The organism is Ruegeria sp. AB7, from assembly GCF_056542625.1.
In genome coordinates, this window is sequence record NZ_JBQGAC010000007.1 from 198242 (window position 1) to 222383 (window position 24142).

At 53.1% G+C, this 24142-nt stretch carries 22 protein-coding genes; 18 read left to right on the plus strand and 4 right to left on the minus strand.

Annotated features, from left to right (window positions below; translation table 11 throughout):
* Positions 1-326: 326 nt before the first annotated feature.
* From ACR0EN_RS17745 to ACR0EN_RS17775, 7 genes are all read left to right on the plus strand, one after another.
* On the plus strand, positions 327-872 hold the full coding sequence (locus ACR0EN_RS17745) for an RNA 2'-phosphotransferase (RefSeq protein ID WP_480588104.1): 546 nt from the start codon (positions 327-329) through the stop codon (positions 870-872).
* A gap of 220 nt (positions 873-1092) precedes the next feature.
* Positions 1093-1326 (plus strand): helix-turn-helix domain-containing protein, encoded by a 234-nt coding sequence (locus ACR0EN_RS17750; RefSeq protein ID WP_480556893.1) that lies wholly within the window; start codon positions 1093-1095, stop codon positions 1324-1326.
* A 204-nt stretch (positions 1327-1530) separates the two neighbouring features.
* Positions 1531-2280, plus strand: coding sequence for a hypothetical protein (locus ACR0EN_RS17755; RefSeq protein ID WP_480588107.1), 750 nt, complete (start codon positions 1531-1533; stop codon positions 2278-2280).
* Positions 2277-4418 (plus strand): transposase, encoded by a 2142-nt coding sequence (locus tag ACR0EN_RS17760; protein WP_480588109.1) that lies wholly within the window; start codon positions 2277-2279, stop codon positions 4416-4418. The genes ACR0EN_RS17755 and ACR0EN_RS17760 overlap by 4 nt, the downstream gene beginning before the upstream one ends.
* A complete protein-coding gene (locus tag ACR0EN_RS17765; RefSeq protein ID WP_480588111.1) occupies positions 4415-5416 on the plus strand; it encodes a TniB family NTP-binding protein in 1002 nt (333 codons plus the stop codon). The genes ACR0EN_RS17760 and ACR0EN_RS17765 overlap by 4 nt, the downstream gene beginning before the upstream one ends.
* Positions 5413-7257 (plus strand): TniQ family protein, encoded by a 1845-nt coding sequence (locus ACR0EN_RS17770; protein WP_480588113.1) that lies wholly within the window; start codon positions 5413-5415, stop codon positions 7255-7257. Before ACR0EN_RS17765 ends, ACR0EN_RS17770 begins: the two co-directional genes overlap by 4 nt.
* On the plus strand, positions 7254-8042 hold the full coding sequence (locus ACR0EN_RS17775; protein WP_480588115.1) for a metallophosphoesterase: 789 nt from the start codon (positions 7254-7256) through the stop codon (positions 8040-8042). The genes ACR0EN_RS17770 and ACR0EN_RS17775 overlap by 4 nt, the downstream gene beginning before the upstream one ends.
* A 292-nt stretch (positions 8043-8334) precedes the next feature.
* Here the strand turns inward: ACR0EN_RS17775 and ACR0EN_RS17780 are convergent, their stop codons facing one another.
* The 3 genes from ACR0EN_RS17780 to ACR0EN_RS17790 are packed head-to-tail and all read right to left on the minus strand — an operon-like array spanning position 8335 to position 11686.
* A complete protein-coding gene (locus ACR0EN_RS17780; protein WP_480588117.1) occupies positions 8335-9234 on the minus strand; it encodes a plasmid partitioning protein RepB C-terminal domain-containing protein in 900 nt (299 codons plus the stop codon).
* A complete protein-coding gene (locus ACR0EN_RS17785) occupies positions 9225-10130 on the minus strand; it encodes a plasmid partitioning protein RepB C-terminal domain-containing protein (protein ID WP_480588119.1) in 906 nt (301 codons plus the stop codon). The genes ACR0EN_RS17780 and ACR0EN_RS17785 overlap by 10 nt, the downstream gene beginning before the upstream one ends.
* Positions 10130-11686 carry a recombinase family protein gene (locus ACR0EN_RS17790; protein WP_480588121.1) on the minus strand — a complete coding sequence of 519 codons (1557 nt, stop codon included), beginning with the start codon at positions 11684-11686 and terminating at the stop codon, positions 10130-10132. Before ACR0EN_RS17790 ends, ACR0EN_RS17785 begins: the two co-directional genes overlap by 1 nt.
* 87 nt (positions 11687-11773) lie before the next feature.
* On the opposite strand from ACR0EN_RS17790, the gene ACR0EN_RS17795 reads away from it, so the two are divergent.
* Positions 11774-12154 carry a hypothetical protein gene (locus ACR0EN_RS17795; protein ID WP_480588123.1) on the plus strand — a complete coding sequence of 127 codons (381 nt, stop codon included), beginning with the start codon at positions 11774-11776 and terminating at the stop codon, positions 12152-12154.
* Between the two features lie 606 nt (positions 12155-12760).
* Here ACR0EN_RS17795 and ACR0EN_RS17800 read toward each other — a convergent pair.
* The gene (locus tag ACR0EN_RS17800) at positions 12761-12982 is read right to left on the minus strand and encodes a helix-turn-helix domain-containing protein (protein WP_170819349.1); all 222 of its coding nucleotides are present in this window, start codon (positions 12980-12982) and stop codon (positions 12761-12763) included.
* A gap of 769 nt (positions 12983-13751) precedes the next feature.
* On the opposite strand from ACR0EN_RS17800, the gene ACR0EN_RS17805 reads away from it, so the two are divergent.
* From ACR0EN_RS17805 to ACR0EN_RS17850, 10 genes are all read left to right on the plus strand, one after another.
* Positions 13752-14333: a L,D-transpeptidase gene (locus ACR0EN_RS17805; protein ID WP_170819291.1), complete on the plus strand. Its 582-nt coding sequence runs from the start codon at positions 13752-13754 to the stop codon at positions 14331-14333.
* 69 nt (positions 14334-14402) lie between these two features.
* Positions 14403-14852 carry a c-type cytochrome gene (locus tag ACR0EN_RS17810; RefSeq protein WP_170392477.1) on the plus strand — a complete coding sequence of 150 codons (450 nt, stop codon included), beginning with the start codon at positions 14403-14405 and terminating at the stop codon, positions 14850-14852.
* Between the two features lie 396 nt (positions 14853-15248).
* A complete protein-coding gene (locus ACR0EN_RS17815) occupies positions 15249-15854 on the plus strand; it encodes a c-type cytochrome (RefSeq protein WP_480588125.1) in 606 nt (201 codons plus the stop codon).
* A 9-nt stretch (positions 15855-15863) separates the two neighbouring features.
* Positions 15864-16763: a c-type cytochrome gene (locus tag ACR0EN_RS17820; protein WP_170819288.1), complete on the plus strand. Its 900-nt coding sequence runs from the start codon at positions 15864-15866 to the stop codon at positions 16761-16763.
* A gap of 39 nt (positions 16764-16802) precedes the next feature.
* Entirely contained in the window at positions 16803-18176 is a 1374-nt protein-coding gene (locus tag ACR0EN_RS17825; RefSeq protein WP_480588128.1) for a multicopper oxidase family protein, read from the plus strand.
* Positions 18173-18646 (plus strand): c-type cytochrome, encoded by a 474-nt coding sequence (locus ACR0EN_RS17830; RefSeq protein WP_170392473.1) that lies wholly within the window; start codon positions 18173-18175, stop codon positions 18644-18646. Before ACR0EN_RS17825 ends, ACR0EN_RS17830 begins: the two co-directional genes overlap by 4 nt.
* 1 nt (position 18647) lies before the next feature.
* On the plus strand, positions 18648-19376 hold the full coding sequence (locus tag ACR0EN_RS17835) for a DsbA family protein (RefSeq protein WP_480588130.1): 729 nt from the start codon (positions 18648-18650) through the stop codon (positions 19374-19376).
* Positions 19377-19701: 325 nt separating this feature from the next.
* Positions 19702-22212: a heavy metal translocating P-type ATPase gene (locus ACR0EN_RS17840; RefSeq protein WP_480588132.1), complete on the plus strand. Its 2511-nt coding sequence runs from the start codon at positions 19702-19704 to the stop codon at positions 22210-22212.
* Between the two features lie 15 nt (positions 22213-22227).
* Positions 22228-22614, plus strand: a complete 387-nt coding sequence (cueR, locus tag ACR0EN_RS17845) for a Cu(I)-responsive transcriptional regulator (RefSeq protein ID WP_170392471.1) — start codon at positions 22228-22230, stop codon at positions 22612-22614.
* 825 nt (positions 22615-23439) lie between these two features.
* Positions 23440-23916: a DUF411 domain-containing protein gene (locus ACR0EN_RS17850; RefSeq protein ID WP_170392469.1), complete on the plus strand. Its 477-nt coding sequence runs from the start codon at positions 23440-23442 to the stop codon at positions 23914-23916.
* The last annotated feature ends 226 nt before the right edge of the window (positions 23917-24142 follow it).

The following is a 24142-nucleotide window of genomic DNA, read 5'->3' on the forward strand; positions in this document are numbered from 1 at the left end:
TGCAGTCATACAGCATGTCAAATGCTGCGTTCACAGGTCAATGTCTGCTTCGGTGGCGCTGCGTCGCAGTATTCCAAAACACTGTGAACGGCGGCTCAGGGCCGTTCACAAAGCGGTTTCCTTCTTCCACAGATTAGATTCCACACTGGCTCCGATGACCGCAGTGAATTCAAATATTATGCGCTTTTCGAGTTCAGGCATTCCTCACGTTGCAATTCAGTGAACTGAATTCTTGAGAAGATATAGCTTGATCACTGGCCAGCGTATTTCCTAATAGGTTGAGTCGTTACTATAGGGCAACAAACAAAAGTGTATTTGTGCTTAACATGAGTAGAGAGAGCAAATTTCTAAGTCTGGTGCTTCGGCACAAACCTGAAGAAATTGATCTTCAGCTTGATAATCATGGGTGGGCTCGCGTTGACGAGTTGTTGCGAAAGCTTAAGAAATCCGGTCGGAAACTCAGTCACGACGAACTCATTCAGCTTGTCGAAACCAGCGACAAGAAACGCTTTACTCTGTCTGAGGACGGAAAGCGTATCAGAGCGGCACAAGGCCATTCGATTGAAATAGATCTTGGTCTGAAGCCGCAACAGCCTCCAGGCGAGTTGTATCATGGAACAGCCAGCGCGAACTTAGATGCGATCTTTTCAAATGGTCTGGTACCGGGGAAGCGTCAGCAGGTTCATCTCTCTCTTGATCCTGATACCGCTGAACGTGTCGGGCAGCGCCATGGTCGTCCGATTGTGTTGCGCGTTGAAGCTCAGCGTATGTTTGACGACGGGTTTGAGTTTTTCCGCGCCGACAACGGTGTCTGGCTTACCGATGCGGTGCCTGCACGTTATCTGGGCTTTGGTCAGATTTCAGAGCAGTAGAGCCAAACGGATTTACGAGTGATCGCAAAAACCGCAGGCGCCGATGCGATAAGTTAATAATCGTTTTGATTATTAACTAACCATTTGAAATAACTTTATTAATTGGGGATTTTGCACTTGAATTATCTTGTGTGCCTCACCGAGGATTGTATTGTGTACACTAGGTGACACCAGATCTGGTGCGCCCGGAAGACGGCTGATTTCTGAGGCAAGCGATTCAATGAACGAACAGCGCACGGATGCAGAAACTCTGAAGTACCAGCTCAAGATGGCTGGACTTGCGCTGGCTGATGTGGCCGAGAGCGTCGGTGTCTCACGTAGCCTCGTAAGCAAAGTGATCCATCGCAGCCGGAGTTCAGAACCGGTTCAAGAATTCATTGCGAAACAGCTCGGGACGTCAGTCGAAGAACTGTTTGGCACGGATAAACCAAAAAAGGAGAACCCGGATGAATAAATAAGCAACCCCCGGGAAGACGAAAACCCTCTTTCGTCAATGACGATCGAGGGCTCTCAGTAGGTAGATTTCTAGGCCACCTCTGACGAACTTCCCTTCTCATACGCCAAAAGTCAAGCTGCGACGCCGCTCTGCGGCGGCGCTGGCTATTGTTTTTACGTAAAATGAAGGAGGCGCATGATGTCGTCACCAGAATCTGGCCCTGTGGCCGATGATCAACAACAATCTAGCCCGAAATCGGAACTTGAAGCACGGCAATCCTATGTCGATTGCTCCCAAGGAATCGTGAGGGTTCCAATGGGCAGTGCCGGAACCAGAAAGCTCAGCAAGAGATCGCGTCAAAGTAGCCGGGGAGGTATCCCATACTTTAGCCCAAAGTTGCAAAAATATGTGACTCTGAAAACTGAAAGCCACCTGGAGGGGGCTTGTCACTATGTCGCAATGGCGGATCCGAATGTTGTGCACATCTGGGATCAGCCCAAACCGGTGCAATACTATGAATGGGATGGTCGCAAGGCAGAATACACCGCAGATGCACTGATCGAATACCGATCCGGCTTCAAAATCTTGGTTGAAACCAAGCCGTCTGCGATCGCGATTAAACGACAAACGGAACTCAAGCTAACGCGGGTTGCGGAATTTGTGCCAGCTGACTTTGCCAATCAGGTTACGCTGTTCACGGAAAAGAGCTGCCCGAAGTGGCTCGTCGCCGATGCACGTCGCCTACATGAGTTTCAAAAGCATCCTGACCCTGAAGCGGATGACGCGATCCGCGAAGTAATCGATCGCCTGAGTGGTACGACCACTTTGGGAGCACTGGCAGGGAAGACTGACCTGGCTGGCCGAGGCTTCCGGGCAGCATTTCGTGCCGTTTTTCGGGGTGAAATCCAACGGACAAATGCGGGATCGCTAACCGCTAGCAGCTCTGTTTTCAAAGTGGAGGCTGCAGCATGAAAATTGCACCCATTTTCCGCATCTATCCGCATGACAAGGTGGACTACAACGGAGCAACGTGGCGAGCGTTTGCGCACGGTCCTAACGGCGTCACACTTCGCTGCATTGATAATCCCGAGGTGTTTGACACCATATCCCACGAAAAGTTGCGGCGCCTGTTAAAGGCTCCGCATTTTAAGATTTGGCCGGGGCACTATTCCCAGAGTTCGGCCCGTCTACGGGCACTGGGAACAGAGGAGTTGATCGCTGATCAGCCTCTCTGGCAGCAGCAAAAAATCCGGGACCGGCTGTTTTGTATTCAAAGATGGTTCACCGAAGAAGATGCGGGGAGAGTGAAGCGCACTCCGCTCAACGCTAAACCATTCATAACTGCATTAGATATCGAAATGATGAAAAGATGTATTGGAAGGACGCTTCAGCAAAAGAAGCGGCAAACCGGACAAATTGTAGAGGTAACCTTTGGCCCGTCCTTTGATACCCTGATGAGGTGGGTCAGGAAGTATGAGAAGTCGGGCTACAACCCTCTCAGTCTCAAGGATGGCAGATGCAATTCAGGCAATCACAATCGAAAGTTCTGTGATGAAACATATGCGTTCATAGACACTCAAATTCTGGCATATGCGTCTCCGGAAAGGCGTTATGCAAATGAAGTTGCCTTTGAGACGCAGCTTGCAATCGATGACATGAACGAAGCGCGTCTTGAGGCGGGTCAAAACCAACTCGGTCGGCCCTGCGCCAGGCAGATCGAGCGGTATATATCAGAGCTTCCACCCTTCCTTGTAAAATGCGAACGCGAAGGCATAGATCGCGCACGAGGCATTTTCAACTGCTCGTCGACTGGCCTTGAAACACTCTTGCCATGTGAGCGTTTCGAGATGGACGGTTGGAAAGGCGACGTAATGCTTCTGCTTCATGATGCAGGAATATCAAGTAAACTGCCGCCCGAAGTTTTACAGAGAATTCCCAGAAGCCGTGTCTGGGTTTATGTCGTTATTGATCATGCCACACGCTGTGTTGTCGGGCTTCGTGTTGTGCTGAATGGCAGTGCAGATGAAACAGTCCGTGCCCTCGAGATGGCAACCCGCGACAAGACGACGATATCTGATGCTGTCGGCACGACTTTTAATTGGGTTGAAGGAGGCGGATTCTCAATGGTCGTTTCCGATCAGGGCAGCGAATTTGCAAATGAGCAATTCGAGACGGCAGCAATTGCAGCGCTCGGTGCGTACGAAAGAAACCCTGCTGCCGCCCCATCTCTTAGGGGTGTCAATGAAAGGCTCTTTGGGATTTTTTCAACCAAGATCACCCCGATGATGAGTGGCCGCACCTTTGGAAATATCTTTGAACGGGGCGATATTGATCCGGCTTCGACCGCCGCATTAACGCCGGAACAACTTCTGCGGATTCTGATTTGGTATGTTGTCGATATCTATCACCGGACCCCTCACGCAGGTATCGGGTACGTAGCTCCCTCAGTCAAATGGGCCGAGCTTACCAAGGAGGTAGGGGCATCTGCGCCGCCGGACGGCTACCGGATGCGTGCGGCATTTGGAGAGATGATCACCCGTCAGGTTGACGGTACCGGTGTCCTTGTGAATGGGATTCGGTATACAAGTCCGAAGCTTAGAAAATTCTTCATCGACAACTATATGTGTGACGTCGATATTCGTGTTGATCCTTACGACATTAGTTGGGTTGTTGTGCGCGTCGATGACAACTGGATTGCGGCATATTCTACCATTCCTGATCTTGAAGGGGTGACATCCGAGGAATGGGCTGAGGCCAATCTCGCGAAAAAACGAAAGGGGCAGGCGCAGTTTGAACGCGACCTGCCAGCCATTCGAAAAGCAATTGCAGCCATCAGAAAGATCAACGGGGATGCTGCAGCTCTGGTGGGTCTAACTCCCAAGAGGTTGACTGCGGATTACATAAACCAGTTGGAAGAGGAGCTCTTCAATGGTGAAGAAGTCATCCCATGGCGCGATCCGGAGCCAGTTCCTGATGTTGGTCAGGTTTTCACTGGCGGTATCCCAACCGGTCAACCCAAACAGGGTGAGAATGATCTAGAGTCTCCAATCGTCGAAGCTCCAAAGCCGTCAGGCTTGAAGCCCAAATGGACTCTGGAGGGCGGAGAATGAGCGATTTGAGCAGAGAGGAAACTCTGGCAAACAGCGCTGATCGCATGGTTCAGCTCGGCAAATTGTTTGTGCGCCATGATCGGTTTGTTGATCTTGAACAGCGGATTGCTGCCTTGGCCAGGCAGCGGCGTGCTGAGCTCAAATTTGGGGAGATCAGGAGGCAGAAGGGTCTTTCAGTGATCGGCGAGTCTGGTGCGGGTAAATCAGAAGCACTTAAGAAAATTCGTCAAAACTACTGTGTGCCGCGCAAAAACGCGCCCGATGAACGTGTCGGTGAGTTTGTAACGGTCGAAACACCTTCACCGGCAACACTGAAGTCAACCGGCATCGCAACACTGGAAGCCCTGCAGTTTGATATTGTGGGAAAACTAAGTGCGCCTGAACTTTGGAAGTTGGTGCGCCATCATCTCGCCGAGCACAAGGTGTTCTTTTTGCATTTTGACGAGGCTCAGGACTTCATTCTAAACCAGTCTGGCCGTGAAGCGAGCAGCGTGATCAACACGATCAAGAGCCTGACCCAATCTGAGACCTGGCCGGTTTCGGTTATATTGTCAGGTAATACCGTTCTGGCCGATATTCTGGACAGTGACTTTCAGCTTGGACGGCGGCTTCCACCCGTCCATTTTGAAAATCTGGCACCAGAAGCCGACCTGGATGATGTTGAACACATCCTGTCACAATATCTGAGTGCTGCGAAGCTGGAGTTTAAGCCACCCACGGAGATGAGCGACTTCTTGGCAAGGCTGATAGTCTCTGCCTCGGGGCAGCTTGGTCTGGTTTTCGAGTTTATTCTGGAGGCAATACAGCTTGTCTTCGACGCCGGTAGAACAACCCTGGAGACAGGTGATTTCAAAGAGGTCTATCGACATCGTACCGGAGCCGTGGATGGTGCTAACCCGTTTGTTGCGGACGATTTCAAAAGCATCAATACGCGAGTCGTTCTGGAAGGGAAGCTGGTCAGGAAAGGGGGGCACAATAAGCCTTGGGCATTGTCATGAGGCGAGCAAGACTAGGGTTAACTCTCCCAATCGGGCGAAATGAACCAGCAGTGGCTTACGCCTCTCGATTGGCTGCCTTAAACGGCTGCTCCAGTCTCTGGGCGTTCTGCAGTCTGGTGGGTCTTTCCGCTTTGAAGCTCTCGCGCGCTGACCCAGAGGAACTGAGCCGCCTTTCTGATCTTTCGGGTATAGTCGTCTCGGATTTGGCGCGGTTCTCCATTCGGACGAAAACACGCGCCACACGTACTCTTGGAGGTCAAATATTTCCGAACAAAGATATCAAGATTCAAACCCAGTACATCTGCCCAAAATGCGTTCTGGAAGCCGCCGATGATCGCGAATGGTATCATGTTCCCCCCGATGTGTTTTGGTATCTTGATTTTGTGCGAACCTGCCCGAAACACGGATTGTTGCTGATCCCAATGCCGGAGCAGCAGGTCGGCTGGTTTCCATATGATTTTACGGCTCGTTTGTCGCAGGCTCAGATTGGGAGAGAGACCCTGGTTGGTCTGATGACGCATGCTCCAACCAGAGTGGATGAATTCTCTATCGCTTCATTCTCCGGGAACACTGACAGTACCTGGCTGGCGGGCAGCAGTGCCTATGCTGTGTCCCGTGCGAGCGAGAGACTGGGTTGCATAATTGAGGGATTCAGATCTGCCAGGCAGTTAAGTCGTCAAGAACTGGCCAGGCTGGCAGATGTTGGCTTTGCAGTGCTATCAAATGGGCCGGCATCTCTGCGATGCGTGTTGGAGAAACTCATAGAGCAACGCGGTCGATCCAGCCTGCGCAAAACTTTCGGCGTGTTTTTTCATCTTATGGATGGGAAAATGGGTGATGCAATCCCAATGGTCCGGGCTGTTCTCAGAGACGTCGTTCTTGAGAATTTCGTTATACACCCGGGTGACAAACTACTTGGAGAGGTGTGTACGACACGAAGGTTTCACACCCTTACGTCCGCCTCCGATCTGACCGGTGTACATCCTGTGAAGCTTGCAAATGTGCTGAGGTCGGCAGGTCTTATGGCTGAGATATCTGCGTCAGATCCCATCATGATCGAAGCGGAACCGGCGGAAGAGATGCTTCAAAAGCTGTCCTCCTCGGTACTCACAAAGGATGCGTTGAGTTTCCTCGGGCTGCCCTGGCGGCACTTGATGAGCCTTCAGGATTCCGGATTGATTGCGCCGGTTAATCCAGCCTGTAGAGGGCAATACATGTACTGTCTTCATGAACTGAAACACCTGCGGGACGCGATGTGTAAAAACGCTCGCGTATTGTCGGGAGAAAGCGCGGATCTTGTGCCGGTCTATAAGGCTGCAAATCAATCTGTTTGCAGTATCAGTGAAGTCGTAACCCTACTGACTTCCGGGAAACTTCAGGATGTCGGTCTTGTTGGAGGCGTGCAAGGTTTTGATGCTATACGTGTCGATCCCGCCGAGGTTTTTGAGGCACTGCCAGCTTATCGGGAAGTGACCGATGCAATGACACGGGAAGAGCTTCTGAAGCATTTCGGTGTCTGTGGGAAAACACTGGCCTTCCTGCTGCGTGAAGGTCACTTTGATGAGTTCCGAACCCGATGCAGGCAGTCTCGAAAGGTGCGCTCATATATAACTATTTCCAGCGTTGAACGGTTTTCCCAGACCTACGTCAGCCTTAGAAACCTGGCCCAGGAAATGCAAATTTCAGCACGCAATCTCAGCTATCTGATCAAAGGGGCTGGGTTGTATGAACTGCCAGTGCCGGAAAAGTGCCGAGGGAGATTTTTTCGGCGTGAAGACGTGCTATCTGGAAACGAATTAACGGGCTTGAATAGCTCAAATAAAACAGGAGGCAGCCTTTGAAACTGCTTTTCCTTTCAGACCTGCACAATGACTTCTGGGTGGATGCCGACCGTGATCCTTTTGAAGGCATCGAGGATCAAATTGGCGGGCTCGACCACCTTCTGATAGCGGGCGATCTTACCAACAAGCCAAAGGTGCGGTGGAAGTACGCGTTTGAGAGATTGTCGAAGCTGCTGCCTCTGGAAAGAGTTTCAGTTTTCCCAGGCAATCACGACTTCTATGATTTTCGCCTCGATGGCGAGGACCGTCTGGAACAAATCGCATCCGCATTTGGGGTCGGGTATGTGCAAAAGAAGCAGCTCGTTTTTGGCAGCACACGTATTCTTTGTGCGACACTTTGGACCGACTTTGAGTTGGGAGCAGGTAGAACCATCAACGAAAGTCACGCCTCCGCGCGAATGAATGACTTTAGGCACATTCGCGTTGCTTCCAAGGGATATCGAAAGCTGAGGCCGTCCGACCTAGTATTAGCCCATCGCAATCAACTCGATTGGCTGAGTGGCGCTCTCGCCGAGGATTTTGACGGCCAAACCTTCGTGGCAACCCATCACGCGCCTCATCCTTCCGTGCTTGAGAACCACGACGGCAACATTGCTGCCGCCTATGCCAGCGATCTGAGTGAGCTTATTCTGAAGCATCGCCCCGAACGCTGGTTCTTCGGGCATTGTCACGGGGTTAGAAATTCAAGTGTTGGCGATACCCAGCTGATCAATGTGTCACTCGGATATCCCGACGAAATTGCGGACCCTGCAGCGCGGATCAGAGATCTGATTTTTGAAATCTGAATGTCTGAACTCAACCTGAAGGCGGTTTACATAACACCCGTTCAGCGACGTTCGCGGTTCGTTACGATATCGTGCTTCAACCAAAAGCTGTCTGCGCACGCCCACCAAAAGAAGCGCGCGCAGACTGATTGATATCGCTTCGCCGGGCATATGGCCCGGCTTGATGGGCCCCGACGGGTCCGCCGCCATCCCCATCACCGCACTTGATCCGCCCCACCGTGCGGCGTCTCCTGCGGTCCCCGCGCTTCATGGGTCCGGGTCCCCAATAACCGTTTCAATCAACCGCGAGAGATCATGAAGTGAAGGCCTCGTTCTCGGTGATCTTTTCAAATGCGGGCAAGAACGCGTCATGGTGCAGCGACAAGTAACGCGTGATCCGTTCGCAGCGCATCAGTTTCGCGATGTAACCACGGGTCAGGACCAAATTGAGATGATCGGCTCCGTAGCTGTCTTCGACAAGGCGGACCTCGCGTTCCAGGTTGGCAGACTCGCGCTCCATAAGCTCCAGTTGCTCGCGGGAAATACCTTTGATCTTTTTCGGCGTTGCCGCCGACACCAACTGGTTTTCGGGCGTCGCGGCCAGAAGCGATCGGGCATAGTTGATCGTGAACTTGTTCATGGCGACCATGAGTTGCGCCGCTTCAATCTGCCGGATCGGCTTCATTTTCTTCAGAATCTGAAACCCGGTCAAAGCCACTTGTTTATCTTTCAATAGTTCCGCCGCCTCGTCGGAGATACCATCCAGAAGCTGGCGTTTCTGTTTCAGGGTCTTGATGTTGACATTGAGCGCGCTCGCCAGACGGGCCTCCGGCACGCCAAGAGTGAGGGCTCTCAGGATCATCTTGTGCTCTTGAATGGTCGCGAGACGAGAGATGCGTTTGTTGTAGGTGAAGGCTTCATCGTCGGTGGAGACAAGACATCGCGCATGTGTCTGACCCTGGTCCTTCAAAACCTCAAGGCGCAGATGCCCATCAAGCAATGTATATTGACCAGCGTTGTAAGGGTCGCGGGACACGACAATAGGTTCAACAAGGCCAATTTCCAGAACAGATGCCGCGATCTGTTTGAACTTAATGCTGGCCTTCTTTTGCGGGGTGACCACATAGAGTGGCGCGATCTCCTCGAATGGAAGCGTTACCAGTTCCTGTTCAAAAGCAGCTGCAACCGTCTGTTCTTCCCGGGTCACCGACATGCGGGCGCCTCCTCGGACTGAGTTAGGCGGTCTGCAACTTGTTTTGGCAGACTGGCCAACCCTTCGGCGCGAAGCAAAGTGATGAAGTTTTCGTCAGTCATCAGGGTCTTGAGCGCTTGTGTCAGAAAGAGCAGTTCGCTGCGCGTTGCACTTGCTTTTCTCAGCAACACTTTCTTTTTCTCAACATCGTTTTCATAGGTCTTAAGCAGTGTCTCGACAGATAGACTCTTGCGTGGCCGTTCGACACTGTTCGCGCGACCCTTGCCGTGTTTCTGGCGCGCTTCGACAAGACGCTTGGCTGCAAGGAGTCTTCCGCCGCGCAGGAGCTTTTTCTCATAAGCCTGCCGGAGAACACGTTGCACGCCGACGTCATCCGCGTCCGCAATGTCAACGGCAACACTGACCGGAATCTTACCGCTCTCCACTGCACGCAGCAGGCGATGTTCATGACTTTCCAGAAGCTTAATAACGCCGTGGACATACTTCTTGGACAGCTGGGTCTTGGCGGCGATTTCAGCTTCAGAGTATCCCTTTTCCTTGAGGCGCCCAATATCTCGGAGCAAATCCAGCGAATGGTGCTGCCTGCGCGCCAGATTTTCTACCAGGCTCATTACAAGGCAGTCTTCGCTGCTGGCATTGATGACGATTGCCGGGATTTCAGATTGGCCAAGAACCTTGAATGCTTCCAGTCGGCCCTGGCCGCAGACCAATTCGTATACCGGCTTGTCTCCGTCTTCAGTCTCACGCGCCGCAACCGTAATGGGTCTTTTCAACCCAAGCTCTGCAATGTTCGCAGTGATCTCATCGAACACCTTTTTGTTCCTGAGCCTTGGGTTGACCACAGTGATTGCATCGACGGGAACAAGAACAGTGTGCTCGACTGGGGCGTAGTTCATCACGCTACCTCCAGTATCGGCGCACGTGCAGCCATGTCGAAGAAATGCGCCAGGTTGTCGAAGCGGAATGCATCCAGGGACAAGCCGTTGTTTTCCGCCAAGCGTAGCTTTGATTTGGTCATGTCAAAGGTGGGCAGCAAGTAGTAGTCGAGGGGCGCGGTATTGGCCTGTCCCATCCTGACGACGATGGACAAGTCCGGAAGTTGGCCGGTGCTCAGGCGAATGTTCCAGCGATACGCGCCCGCGCCTGTTTGCATGCAGCGTGCGATGACAATGGAAACGGTGAACTCGTCATTGATGATGAGAGTATCTGCATTGTGGCTTTGAGCGACGTTTCCGCCAACGGCTTCGACCCCGGCGATGATGTCCCGGACGATGTCGGAATGCAGGCTGCGCAATCGTCTGTTGATCTCAATGTAACGGTAATCTCTGTCAGGTTTGAAGCCGACGAGGCTGTAAGCGCGCAACAGGCTACCAAATCTGTTCTGGTAGGCGCCGCTTGATGGAAGCTTTGGCGCTTCATTGATGACAAAGCCTGAGAGGTAGCCGTTTTCTTCCAGTACCTCCTTTAGCCGATCCAGCATTTCATCGTCGGACAACACATGTGAGCGGGCTGCAATGATTGCTCTGGCAGCGTTGAACAGGTTTGCGTCAACGATTGCTTCAAAGGCACCAACTGCGCGGACCCAGTTTTCCGGATCGTTCTGGACATGGCGTTTCTTGAGTTTGAAAGAGTGGCGGTTCCAGAGATTGTTCCCGATGTATTTTTCGTTGGTCAGAATTTGACGTACAACCGCTGGTGACCAGTCCCGATCCAGATCAGTTCGGATGCCGCGTCGGTTCAAGTCTGACGCAATCTCAGCTTCGGACCAACCGTCGTTTACAAACCTCAAGAAGATCTGGTTCACTGTTGCGATTTCATCAGCGGGACCCGGAACAAGTGTTACCCGATCGGTCTGAATACTCTTGTGTTCACCTCGCGAAAGAATGCCCTTCGTACGACCGGCTTCATCGATCAACATGCGCCTGAGCCCGAACCCAGGTGCGCCGCCTTGCCGGTAGCCCAACTCAATCAGTCGGCGCTGTCCTGCAAAGACCTTTTGCGACAGCTCGCGACTGTATTCGCCAGCCATCGCGCGCTTGACGCCTTTCACAATGGTGGAAACGGGACTTCCGTCGTTTTCGAATTGCTCGGCGCAATACTCGACTGAAATGCCAGCGCGCTTGCAGATATACTCATAATAGGCGCTTTCATCCGCATCCTGAAAACGGCCCCAGCGACTGACATCATAGACCAGGACTGTTTTGAAATCGGTCTCACCTGCTTCGATGTCGTAAATGAGTTGCGAAAGACCAGCGCGTCCTTGAATGCTTAATCCGCTTTTGCCAGCATCAGAATAGGTTTGGACTATCTTGTAGCCGCGTTCTTCCGCATATCGCTCGATGGCGTCGGCCTGGTTTTCGGTTGAGTATCGCTGGTGCTCGGTCGACATACGAACGTACTGGGCTGCGTTCCGGCGTTTGTCTCCGTCTGATTTGTTATTTGGCCAACTCAATGACGTGGCCCTCCATATTCAAATTCGTAATTTTGCGCAGCTGTTCTGCGATTCCTTTCACGAACTTATCGGAAGGGAGACGGAAACATGTTTCATAAAAAGGGCAACATCTTTCATAGAGGCAGCCAGGATCTGGTTTCGGCTGTAGAATATCGAGAGGCAGTTAGGTCTGCGCTGACCTATGAACTGGGGGGCGCGGGCCGGGCGGCGAAGGCAACGATAAAGTGGACAGGAGTAAGCGAAAGGACCGCAAAGAACTGGATAGCCGGTTCATACGGCCCAAGTGGTGAGCATTTGATTGGTTTGATGAAGCACTCGGATAGTGTGATGGACGTGGTTTTGGAGCTAGCTGGACGTCATGAGACTTTGGCAATGCAGCGCGTCGAGCTCGTGAGACGGGAACTCAGAGAGGTATTGAAGGTATTGGACGCGATCTGTGTTGCTGACGATGCTTCGAGTGGAAACTAGCGACAACCAAAGCTCATTGCGGTCTGTATGCCTTGTAGCAAGTGACCGAATTTTCTCATCCATCGATCGAAAGGGTTTGGATTCTACACGCAGTCATTGTCGGGCAATGCCGAGGGGAGTTTTCAGGCGCGAAGACGCGTCATTTGGTTGAAATTTAATGAGAATTGCCGTGGGTTGGGGGTTGCAGCACTTCTTTTGTTCGATGAGTTGCAAGTTACGTGTCGGAAAATGGCAAGTTAGATGTCGGCGCTATCAGGAAGCTCCACAAAACAAGGGGATTCCCGTCGCTAAAAGTGTCACCTTATGTGTCGTTCCAGAATTGATGTTGTGGTGCTTCAGGCGACACGGTCATTATTGTCACCAAATGACCTCTAACTGCGATCTGCCGACCTGCTGACGGAACCTAAGAAGCGCTAGTTTTTTTACGTTTCTTGTCTGCAGGAAATTTACTGGCCTTGTCGACCGAAGCACCTCCGGCGAGGTGCTTCGGCTTCTCTGTGCGACTTAATGCATGGCATTTGTTCCAAACATTTGCTTTGGAGTACTTCGCAGTTCTTCAAGCGTCAGGTGCAGGTTCAAACCATGAACCTTTAATAGAGCAGCACTTTAAATTCGTTCATCGAGTGGCGTTGCGTCTGCGACAAATTTTAAGAACTGCTCCGGGGGAGTGCTAAGTGTGCGCGATAGTATAACAAGTTCTGGCACATCTATGTGCCTTTGGCCGATCTCAATCCTGGCAATAAATAACGGATGACACTTTAACTTCTTGGCGAGCTTCGCCCGCGAGTATCGTTGGGCTTTGTCGGCGGCGATAGGCGCGGAGATCAGCGCGAGATGCCCTGACGAGCGGAGAGATTTGGCCGCTTTGGTGTCCGTTTAATGCTTCGGACATTTCCTAATCTCATTTTCAGAGTGTTTAGAAAGTCAGATTAAATATCTAAGTGCGGATGATGAAAATTGCTAAACATATGATCAACGCAGCTTTTTTCCCCTGTTTTGCGTTTGCCCGAGAGCCACTCACACTAACTTCAGACGAATATGAGCACATGGAGCCTATCTACTAAATCCTTTGCGTAGCGCCCAGTAGGACCACTGACGAAGCAAAGGAAGCGTTATTAGCGCCTTTCGATCAACCACTTGCCAATGAAGTGGAGACTCTGATTGTGCGTAGTTCATGCGGCGCGAATTTCGATACGAATTTACCCAGCGGTTGCTGTCCCCAAGTTCCTACAAGAATCGTGCTTCGACCAGCATGATTGTCAATCCTAGTATCTGATACCTTTGCACCGGCAGTTGATCAAATCAATTCGCCGGAATCTAAGCGATTGTTAACGTTGCTTTTATTGTGTTTGATCGGTGCAGAAAACAAAGCTCTTTCTGAAATCGAACTGGCATTATGTCTAAGAAAAGTTGGATTTTCACAATGGCTTGACGATCTGAAGCAACCTTTGAAACCGCCCCATGTGCCTACGGCGGCGGCATTCCAGATGAAATATCCCTTACGCAAAACCTGTTGTTTGTTGACCTTCCAGCGCGGGAACCGGGCATACAGCCCAAATGAGTCGTAAAGCAAGAATACACGTTTGGGGTGGCAGGCATGAAACCGAACAGGGATAGAAAGGCTGTTACGCGACGCGGAGTGATTGCCGCGTTTGCTGCGACAACTCTTTTTCCAGCACCGGCCGTTTGGGCCCAATCGATGACAACCGAGGGGACGCGCCGCAATGTTTCTTCATTCCGCGTTGCTAAATGGCAGGATCACTTTGATACGCTTAAGAATGGTGTGATCCTGTCCGATACACAGTCCAAGGTCCTGCAATATTGGTCAGAAGACGAGAGCGTCTATCGGATGTATCCAACCAGCGTGCCGCTGACGGAAGACCTTACAAGGCTGGGCTACACCACAGTAACTCGCAAGGTTGAGGGGCCATCTTGGCGACCGACACCAGCAATGAAAAAGCGCAACCCCGCTTGGCCCGACTATGTGGGCCCGGGTCCGGAGAATCCTCTGGGGACACATGCACTTTATTTGAGCTGGCAATACTACCGGATCCACGGCACCAACGACACACGCAAGATCGGAAGAAGATCCTCCAATGGCTGCATCGGCTTGTACAATGAGCAGATCGCGGACTTGTTCGAACTGGCCACCGTAGGCACGCAGGTAAAACTGATCTGACCATGGTCAAGTCGGCTTTTCTGGACAGGTGCTTAAGCTCGGTAACTGACAACGACGTGAAATAGTAAAATGGATAAACTTACACTCATGATAGGCGGTGTGGCGATCGCAGGTGCCGTCGCAATCGTCTACAATCTAAATCAGCAACCAGCTGGCCATTCGATGACGACACCTGATACGTCGACGCTGGCGTCGGGAGATCCAATCCAAAACGTCAATCTACCGGACCAGCTAAGCGAATTTGCGGCCGTCGGCAAAGTGGCATTCGACGCAAAATGCTCGGCGTGCCATGGCGGGAATGCAACTGGTCTGGAGGGCCTTGCACCACCATTGGTGCATAAAATCTATGAACCAAGCCACCATTCGGACGAGGCATTTTACGTGGCCGTCCAGAATGGTGTTCGGGCACACCATTGGAAGTTCGGTAACATGCCGCCGGTCGATGGTTTGACCCGCGCGGATGTGAAGGGCATCGTGGCGTACATAAGAGAGTTGCAGCAAGAAAACGGGATTTTCTGAAGGTGACGAGTCGAGTGGGCACAGCAATTCGTTACTCCATCCTGTCAATTGCGCTGGCTATTGGCGGGCTACTTGTGACGGCCGATTCTGCTCATGCACATGGCGGTGATTCACAGCATGTGATTGACCAAACCGACTCTGCGGACGTCGAACATGTCAAGCAGGGTCATCCCGGCCATTGTCATGGCGGAGCGATCTGCAACGCTGTTGGACTATTTTTGATGGGTCCAACACTGCCTGGTCCCCAAGGCACGGAACGAAGATACTCGATCCCTCGGGCTCAATACCGGGTTCTTAGTATTATCGCGTTTGACCCACCACCGCCGCGTGTCCTGATCTGACGAGTCGAATTGCGCTCAAGATGGGCGCGTCGAAGCAGACGAAAAGGACAAATAAATGAACTTTCTAAAAATGACTACAGGCGTGGCCCTGGTTTCTCTATTTGCGGCGGCCGCCTTGGCGCATGGTGGCGCAACCGGCGTCGTCAAAGAACGCATGGACGGTATGTCCGCGATGAAGGACAGCATGAAGGTCCTTACACCGATGATGCAGGGGAAAACGCCCTACAATGCGCAAACGGTACGAAGCGAAGCCAAGAAAATCGGAAGCCACGCCGGTGAGAGCATGACTAAGCTGTTTCCAGAGGGATCTGATGGCAAACCCTCGGAGGCCAAATCGCAAATCTGGCAGGATTGGGGTTCCTTTACAGAAATAGCCAGACAGTTGGAAATCTACTCAGAAGGCCTTGCGCTTTCGGCAGACAACGGGCTGATGGCGTCCGGATCGGGTCATGGTTCCGGCATGATGGGCGGCAAATCCATGATGGGAGGTCGTTCCATGAGGGGAGGTGGTTCCATGATGGGAGGTGGTTCCATGATGGGCAGCGGGATGATGGCTGGCAGTCCAAACTTAGCACAGCTGTCTGAAATGCCGGCAGATGGTGTGTTCATGATGCTGAGCCAGACATGCTCGGCGTGTCACACGCGATTTCGGTCGGAATAGGAATGCATCATGAAGCCGATAATACGGTTGGGTCTTGCTGCCGCCGTTACGGCGTCAGCAGGGTTTGTTGCTGTGATGGCTTGGCCGATTGGCCAGCCCTTACAAGCTCTCGACATTCAAGGTGACGTTAACCGCGGGGCGTATCTGGCAAGGGCAAGCGGCTGTATCGCCTGCCACACAGACTTTGCCAAAGGAGGTGCGCCCTTGGCCGGTGGGGTGGAGTTGGATACCCCGTTCGGCACGCTCTTTTCGCCGAACCTGACCACAGATCCCGATCACGGGATCGGTGATTGGACCATCGAGGAATTTGCCCGCGCTGTGCGTCAGGGTGTGTCGCCCGACGGACAACCCTACTACCCGGCCTTTCCTTATCCGTTCTATGCCAACTTCACGGATCAGGACATCGCCGATCTTTGGGCCGCCTGGCAAACGGTTCCGCCAGTAGCGGAACCGTCAAAAGAGCAGGAAATGGTGTTCCCCTTCAATCAGAGATGGGGCCTGAAGCTGTGGCGGGCGGCATTTTTGGAACCGCCGCGGACCGATCCCGTGCCGGGCAATGATGATGTATGGAACCGGGGCCGGTTACTCGTTGAAGGTGCCACGCATTGTGCCGCCTGTCACACCGGGAGAAACCTGGCTGGCGCAAGAAATTCTGACACGGAACACTTCAAGGGAAGTGACTCACTGCCGGGCGGTGACAAGGCACCGGCCATCGACTTTGAGACCCTGCAAATGCGTGGGTGGACAGTTGATGATCTGGCCTACGCGTTGCGCACCGGCGTCATGCCTGATGGCGATGTCTTCGGCGGGGCCATGGGAGAGGTTGTAAACTATGGCACCAGTTTTCTGACAGACGAAGACCTGAAGGCAATGGCGACCTATCTGCTGGATGTGCACGACGGGGGATAATCCAATGCGAGATCAAGTATTCTTTGGAAGGAAGTCCTAATGAAGCTCAATCGCAGGCAATTCGTTGCAGGCACGTCGGCACTAATCGCAGCGCCGACTATCGGGAGGGCGGCTACCGCCCCCCGAATAATCGAGGCGCGTTCAGGATTGGCGCGTATTGCCCCCAACAACTATCCGGAAACCGAGATATGGGGATATGATGGCGGTGTTCCAGGCCCTGAAATTCGTGCCCGGCAAGGCGAAACGGTTCGTCGGACACTCCTGAACTCGCTACCTCAGCCTACAGCAATCCATTGGCACGGATTGCGGGTTCCGAACAATATGGACGGGGTGCCGGGCCTTACGCAGGAGGCTGTACCAACCGGCGGCAAATTTCAGTATGACTTGCCTCTGAAGGACGCGGGGACCTTCTGGTATCACTCTCACAACCAGTCAACGGAACAAGTGGCCAGGGGCCTTTACGGCACGTTCATCGTCGACGAAACGGACCCGCCGGACACGGACCATGACATCACGATCCTTCTGGATGATTGGCGGTTGGGTAAGGACGCTCAAATAGTAGATGATTTTGGTGCAATGCATGATTGGACCCATGCAGGTCGGATGGGAAACAACGTTCACGCGCGCATATCGCCAATGACCGAAGTTTTGACGAACCAGCGATTGCGAATTCGAATGGTCAACGTGGCAACTGATCGGATCATGTATGTGTCAGTAGGTGGCGCAAACGGGAAACTGGTCGCTTATGATGGCATGCCTGTAAGGCAGCCAGAAGATTTCGAAACACTTGTTTTCGGACCTGCGCAGCGAGCAGATTTGATTGTCGACGTCACAGCGGAATCGAACGAAGCCGTTCAAATAACTCTTCACGAACGCGATGAATCATTTGTTATCGCTGAGATCCCGGTTTCGGGAAGCGGTACATCTGCCAGCCGCGGTGAGATCGAAGCTCTGCCACCCAACCCTGTTTCTTTTCTTAAAGATGTTTCTGACGCCTTAAAGGTTCCATTGGTGATGGAAGGCGGGGCGATGGGCGGACTGCGTCAAGGTACTTACAACGGCCAAGTCATGAGCGCTAATGAGTTGGTTCAGGAAGGACAGATCTGGACATTCAACGGAGTCGCAGGGTTACCCGAAGACCCGCTCGCTTCTGTTTCGCGTGGCGACATAGTCCGTATTCAGATGCAGAACGACACCGTCTTTGCGCACGCCATGCATTTGCACGGGACGCACTTTCAGGAAGTTCTGCCGAACGGGAGCCTGGGACCTCTGCGAGACACAATACTGGTTGACCGGATGGAAACGCGGGAGATTGCGTTCGTTGCGGATAACCCGGGGGACTGGCTGTTTCATTGCCACATGCTTTCGCATCAGGCCGCTGGAATGAAGACCTGGCTGAGCGTGGCGTCATGAACAAGAGCGCGGCGAAATGGGTGTCACTAGCTGCTGTGGTGATCATTGTCGCGGTCGCTGGCTGGGGCCTGAGCGGGCGCGCACAAAACGGTGCATCAGCGGATTCGGCACGTGGTGCAGTTTTGTACGCCGAAAACTGCGCGTCATGCCACGGGGCAGATTTGGAGGGTCAACCAGATTGGCAGACACCTGATCCAGATGGCGTCTTGCGAGCTCCCCCGCATGACCGAACAGGGCACACCTGGCATCACGGCGACAAGCTGTTGTTCGATTATACAAAGCTTGGCGGGTACCAAACACTAAAACAGATGGGCGTCGCTGATGTCAAAAGCGGTATGCCAGGTTTCGAGGACACTCTGTCGGATCAGGAAATCTGGGACATCCTTGCCTTCATCAAGGAGAGTTGGCCGGATCGGGAACGCAAGCTGCAAGAGCAGCGCACCGAGGCAGAACAAACGGAAGGAAACTGACGTGAAACGATTTTTTGCAGGCTTAATTGCCATCACTATGTCGATTGGTGCTGCTATGGCGAGTGCTGACGAATTGTCTGACTCCGATGTAAAACGGCTGGCTCTGGAAGCCATTATGGAAAACCCCGAAATCATCATGCAGGCGATTCAATTGCTTCAACAGCGCGAAGATCAGGCAAAAGCCGAAGCCATTGGAAACGTCTTGGAAAATCAGCGTGAATTGCTGGAACAGGATCCGAATGCGCCTGTCATCGGAAACCGGGAAGGTGATGTAACCGTAGTCGAGTTTTTTGACTATAACTGCCCATATTGCAAACGCGCGGCCTCGGTCGTGAAAAACGTAATCGCAGGCGATTCCGAGGTCCGAGTTGTTTACCGAGAATGGCCCATACTCGGAGAAGGTTCCGACTTTGCGGCACGCGCCGCGCTTGCCTCACGAAACCAGGGAAAATATGAAGAATTCCATTGGGCGCTTATGGCTCTGAACGGTCGTGCCACTGAGGCCAGTGTCCTGAAAGTTGTTCGGGAACTTGGCCTGGACGAGGATCAATTGCGCGTAGACATGGAGGCGCCGGAAGTCGACGCGCATATTCAGGTGTCCATGGAATTGGCCCGGCAGCTTGGCTTCAGTGGCACCCCTTCGTTTGTGATTGGAGATGCGCTTGCCCCGGGTCTGATCGCCGAAGATGAAATGACCCGGCTAATCGAGGCAGTCAGAGACGCAAGATAGAACTAAGGGACGACAGCATGTGCGCCCCTAAGCTTCTGTTGCGAACGTGGCTTCGTATCCCTCGGACTCAGAGCTGCAAGGATATGATCAAGTTGATTAGCGCTTAAGACACGTACCCTGCGGTTTTTCATGTCAAAGTCCAACTGTGCGGAGGAACTTACTGTGTCAATGGCTTTGTCTATAGCTGACTTGCGGTGCCCGCAGCTCATATCCGGGATACTTAGCGTCGTCATGAATGATGAGAAAGAAAGTCAGCCTCATCCCTTGACCTTCCACTTGCTGGAACCCTTATGTTGCCCGTCAGCAGAACATACGTGGTGACAATATGACTGAAAATTCACATGCGCGGTTCCAGGTTCAGGGTATGAGCTGTGCTTCCTGCGTTGGGCGCGTCGAGCGCGCATTGAAAGATGTGCCAGGGGTTGATGCCGCTTCGGTTAATCTCGCCAGTGAAAGCGTTCAGGTCGATTTCCGCGATCCAGCCGATAAAGCGGCCATTGCTGATGCGTTAAACCGCGCCGGATATCCGGCGCGGACCGCAGAGGTCACGCTGGATATTCAGAACATGTCCTGCGCATCCTGTGTAGGGCGCGTTGAACGAGCCCTGGAAGCCGATGGCGGCGTCTTGTCCGCGTCGGTCAATCTGGCCACTGAAAGTGCAACTGTGCGTTATGCTGAGGGTGTCACAACACCCGAAGCAATCGCGGCGCTTGCGGCATCTGCCGGCTATCCGGCGAGCCTGCGATCCGCAACGCAGACCGAACCACAAGACCGCAAAGCGGCAGAGATCAGCCATCTGGCGCGGCGAACAAGCTTCGCCGCTTTGCTCGCTTTGCCGGTATTCATTCTCGAAATGGGCTCGCATGTTATTCCGGGCATGCACCACCTGATAGCGAGCACCATCGGCATCCAGAACAGCTATTACCTGCAATTCCTTCTGACCACGATCGTTCTTTTGGGGCCAGGCTTGCAGTTCTACACCAAGGGATTCCCTTCCTTGGTCAAAGGCGCGCCGGACATGAATTCTCTGGTGGCCCTGGGCACTTCGGCGGCCTATGGGTTCTCGCTTATCTCGACCTTTGCGCCGCATATTCTTCCTGCCGGAACCGCAAATGTCTACTACGAGGCCGCAGCGGTAATCGTGGTTCTTATATTGCTTGGGCGGTTCCTCGAGGCGCGCGCCAAGGGCCGAACGGGTGAAGCGATCCGAAAACTGGTCGGTCTGCAGGCAAAAACAGCACGAGTTGAGCGCGACGGATCGGTTGTCGAGCTACCGATTGAGCAGATCGTTGTAGGGGATATTGTGCACGTTCGACCGGGCGAAAAAATCGCGGTGGATGGTGCCGTAATGACCGGCGCGTCATATGTCGATGAAAGCATGATCACCGGAGAGCCGGTTCCCGTCGAAAAAACCGAGGGCGCAACTGTGGTCGGGGGGACCGTAAATGGCGCAGGTGCATTGACGTACCGTACTGAAAAGATCGGCGCAGACACTATGTTGGCCCAGATCATTCAGATGGTCGAACAAGCACAGGGTGCCAAACTTCCGATTCAAGGCCTGGTCGACCGCATCACGCTGTGGTTTGTGCCGGTAGTGATCGCAGTGGCCGTTGTGACAGTGCTGGTATGGATGTTGTTCGGACCCGATCCCGCGCTTAGCCTGGCGTTGGTGGCCGGGGTTGCGGTACTGATCATTGCTTGCCCCTGCGCCATGGGGTTGGCAACACCTACTTCCATCATGGTCGGCACTGGCCGCGCTGCCGAGATGGGCGTCCTGTTCCGAAAGGGCGATGCCTTGCAAATGCTGCAGGAAACCACCGTTGTTGCGGTGGACAAGACGGGCACCCTGACCGAAGGGCGTCCGGAGCTGACCGACCTGATTGTGGCCGAAGGAATGACCGAAGACGAGGTTCTGCACCTTGTTGCTGCTGTTGAGGTCACTTCCGAACATCCAATCGCCACAGCCATCGTGCGCGCGGCAGAAACCCGTGGTCTGGAGCTTTCCAAGCCAGAAGACTTCACGTCGATCACCGGTTACGGGGTAAGCGCCTCAGTCGAAGGCCATAAAATCCTGATCGGAGCCGACCGCCTGATGAGTCGCGAAGGGGTAGAAATGGGCGCGTTGTCTGATCGGGGCGCTGAACTCGCAATCAACGGAAAGACTCCACTTTATGCTGCCGTAGACGGGGCTATCGCGGCCGTAATCGCTGTGGCGGACCCAATCAAAACCACCACGCCGGACGCAATCGAAGCTCTGCACGGGCTAGGCCTGAAAGTAGCGATGATCACCGGCGACAATGCCTCTACTGCCAAATCCATTGCGGCGCAGCTTGGCATCGATCATGTCGTGGCTGAAGTTCTGCCCGAGGGTAAAGTATCCGCGTTACAGGATTTGCGTTCAAATGGCGGAAAACTGGCCTTTGTGGGTGATGGCATCAATGATGCGCCTGCTTTGGCGGCAGCTGACGTAGGAATTGCGATCGGGACAGGCACTGACATTGCCATCGAAGCGGCTGACGTCGTTCTGATGTCAGGCGACCTGACGGGCGTGGTCAATGCCTTCGATATTAGTCAGCGCACCATGCGTAACATCCGCCAAAACCTGTTCTGGGCGTTCGGCTACAACACACTGCTCATACCGGTTGCGGCAGGGGTGCTTTATCCGTTTGGCGGCCCGCTGCTGTCGCCGGTTTTGGCCGCAGGTGCCATGGCGCTGTCCAGCGTATTTGTCCTGACCAATGCGCTGCGGTTGCGCTGGGTAAAGCCGATCAAAGTTGGGCGAGAACAGATCTCGCAGAACACCGAGCAGACGCTGCGTTCAGCGCCTGCTGAATAGAATAGGAGAACCGCTGTGAATATCGGAGATGTAGCAGAACGTTCGGGTCTGCCTGCCAAAACCATCCGCTATTACGAGGATATCGGGTTCATCAAACCCAAGCGGAGCCTCAATGGGTATCGCCATTTCGACGAAAAGGAACTGCACAAGCTGGCCTTCATCGGGCGGGCCCGCTCATTGGGCTTTACCATTGAGGATTGTCGTTCACTGCTGGCGTTGTACGAGGACAAAGAACGTGCCAGCGCGGACGTGAAAGAAATTGCAAAACAGAATCTGAAAGAGATCGACGATAAGATTTCCGATCTGAAGGCGATGCATGAAACACTGTCTCATCTGATCGAAGAATGCGCTGGCGACCACCGCCCAGACTGTCCAATTCTAAAAAACTTGGGCCAAGCGTAGTTGACCTTGTTGTTTGATCTGCCTCCAAGTTTGGCAATCTTTTTCTTCAGACGTTGCAATCCGCTCTTCTCTAGTGCGTGCCGCGCTATCAATTGTAGTTTTGTTGGCTTCGGGTCAGCACGTTGCCACGATCACACTACGTCCGCAGTACGGTGAATGAGTTGATCCCTGTTTTAAGAGAAACGCTTTTAGTGTGCGTCTGTCTTACTGTGACAATCATCGGCTCTGTTGCTTTTGCAAACAACGACTTTGAGATCGCAGACAGCCACAAACTGTATGGCGTTTCGATCGCGTCAAAAGCATCTGAATTCAAACACAACAATCGACGTTCGCATTCTACCACCGATCAAGATTGCGCGGACGACTGCGTGAGTTGTGGCGGGGCATGCCACACTGGAACCTGTTGCGTTGGTGAAAACCCGACCCAATTAGGACTTGCGGTTTTGGTGGAAGCTTATGGCCAGAGAAACCGTAACATGGACACGGATAACCAGAATTCTCAAGCGCCTCTGACGCCCAATCTTCCTCCACAAATATCCTAACATCCAAAGTCCCGAAAGTGCGGGCTTTCAAATTGTTTCTGTTCGAGCATGCACTGCGGTCGTCAGGAGATTATTATGCGTGGAAGAGAGGCTAAACTATCAGTATTTGCCTTGGCGCTCATCTTATCCAAACGGTTGCGACATGCGTGCGCTATGCACCGAAAGCGAACAGAAACAGGGCTGATCATGATCGCGTGCTTGACACAAATCATAGCACTTGCCTGCGATTTCGGTCACAAGACCGAATATCACAGCGCAGGCGTAAACACGGAAAGGAAATGACATGACCACCACGAAACTTGACCGACGCCTTTTCCTGGCTGGCCTCAGCGCCTCCGGCATCGCCCTGGCTTCACCTACATTTGCAACGACCAAACCGCTGGTGAAGGTTCTCAAGGACCCCGCATGCGGGTGTTGTGGCGCGTGGATTGATATTATGCAACGCGAAGGATTCGAGATGGAAGTGCAGAATGCCTCCTGGGAGACTTTGTCTGAATACAAAGCTAACAAGGGTATTCCAGAAGAGATGGCGTCCTGTCACACGGGCTTGCTCGAGGGCTATGTCATAGAAGGTCATGTGCCCCCGGCGGACATCCGGCGCTTGTTGGCCGAACGCCCTGATGCGGTCGGGCTGACAGTGCCAGGTATGCCCTATGGCTCACCTGGTATGGGGCCGGAGAGTGAGCGGGAAGCCTATTCGGTTTTCCTGATCGGTAAGGATGGCACCACTGAAGTTTTCAACCATTACAAGGCAGCGTGATCGCCAATTTTTTTGCAACAACCGCAAACGGAATTGTCATGCGTTTAAGGTGAATTTCGGTAGCAGCGATTGAAAAGCGAGTTCAAGGTCGGCTAGTCCGATACGGGGCTGGTCCGATGCTCCGAGAGAGTATAAGGCCCACCCAAGACGCTCTACAACTGCTGAAAACGTTAGAGCGACAACGGCGTGTTTGCACGGATCATGGAAGGGCTGGCTTCGGACCATT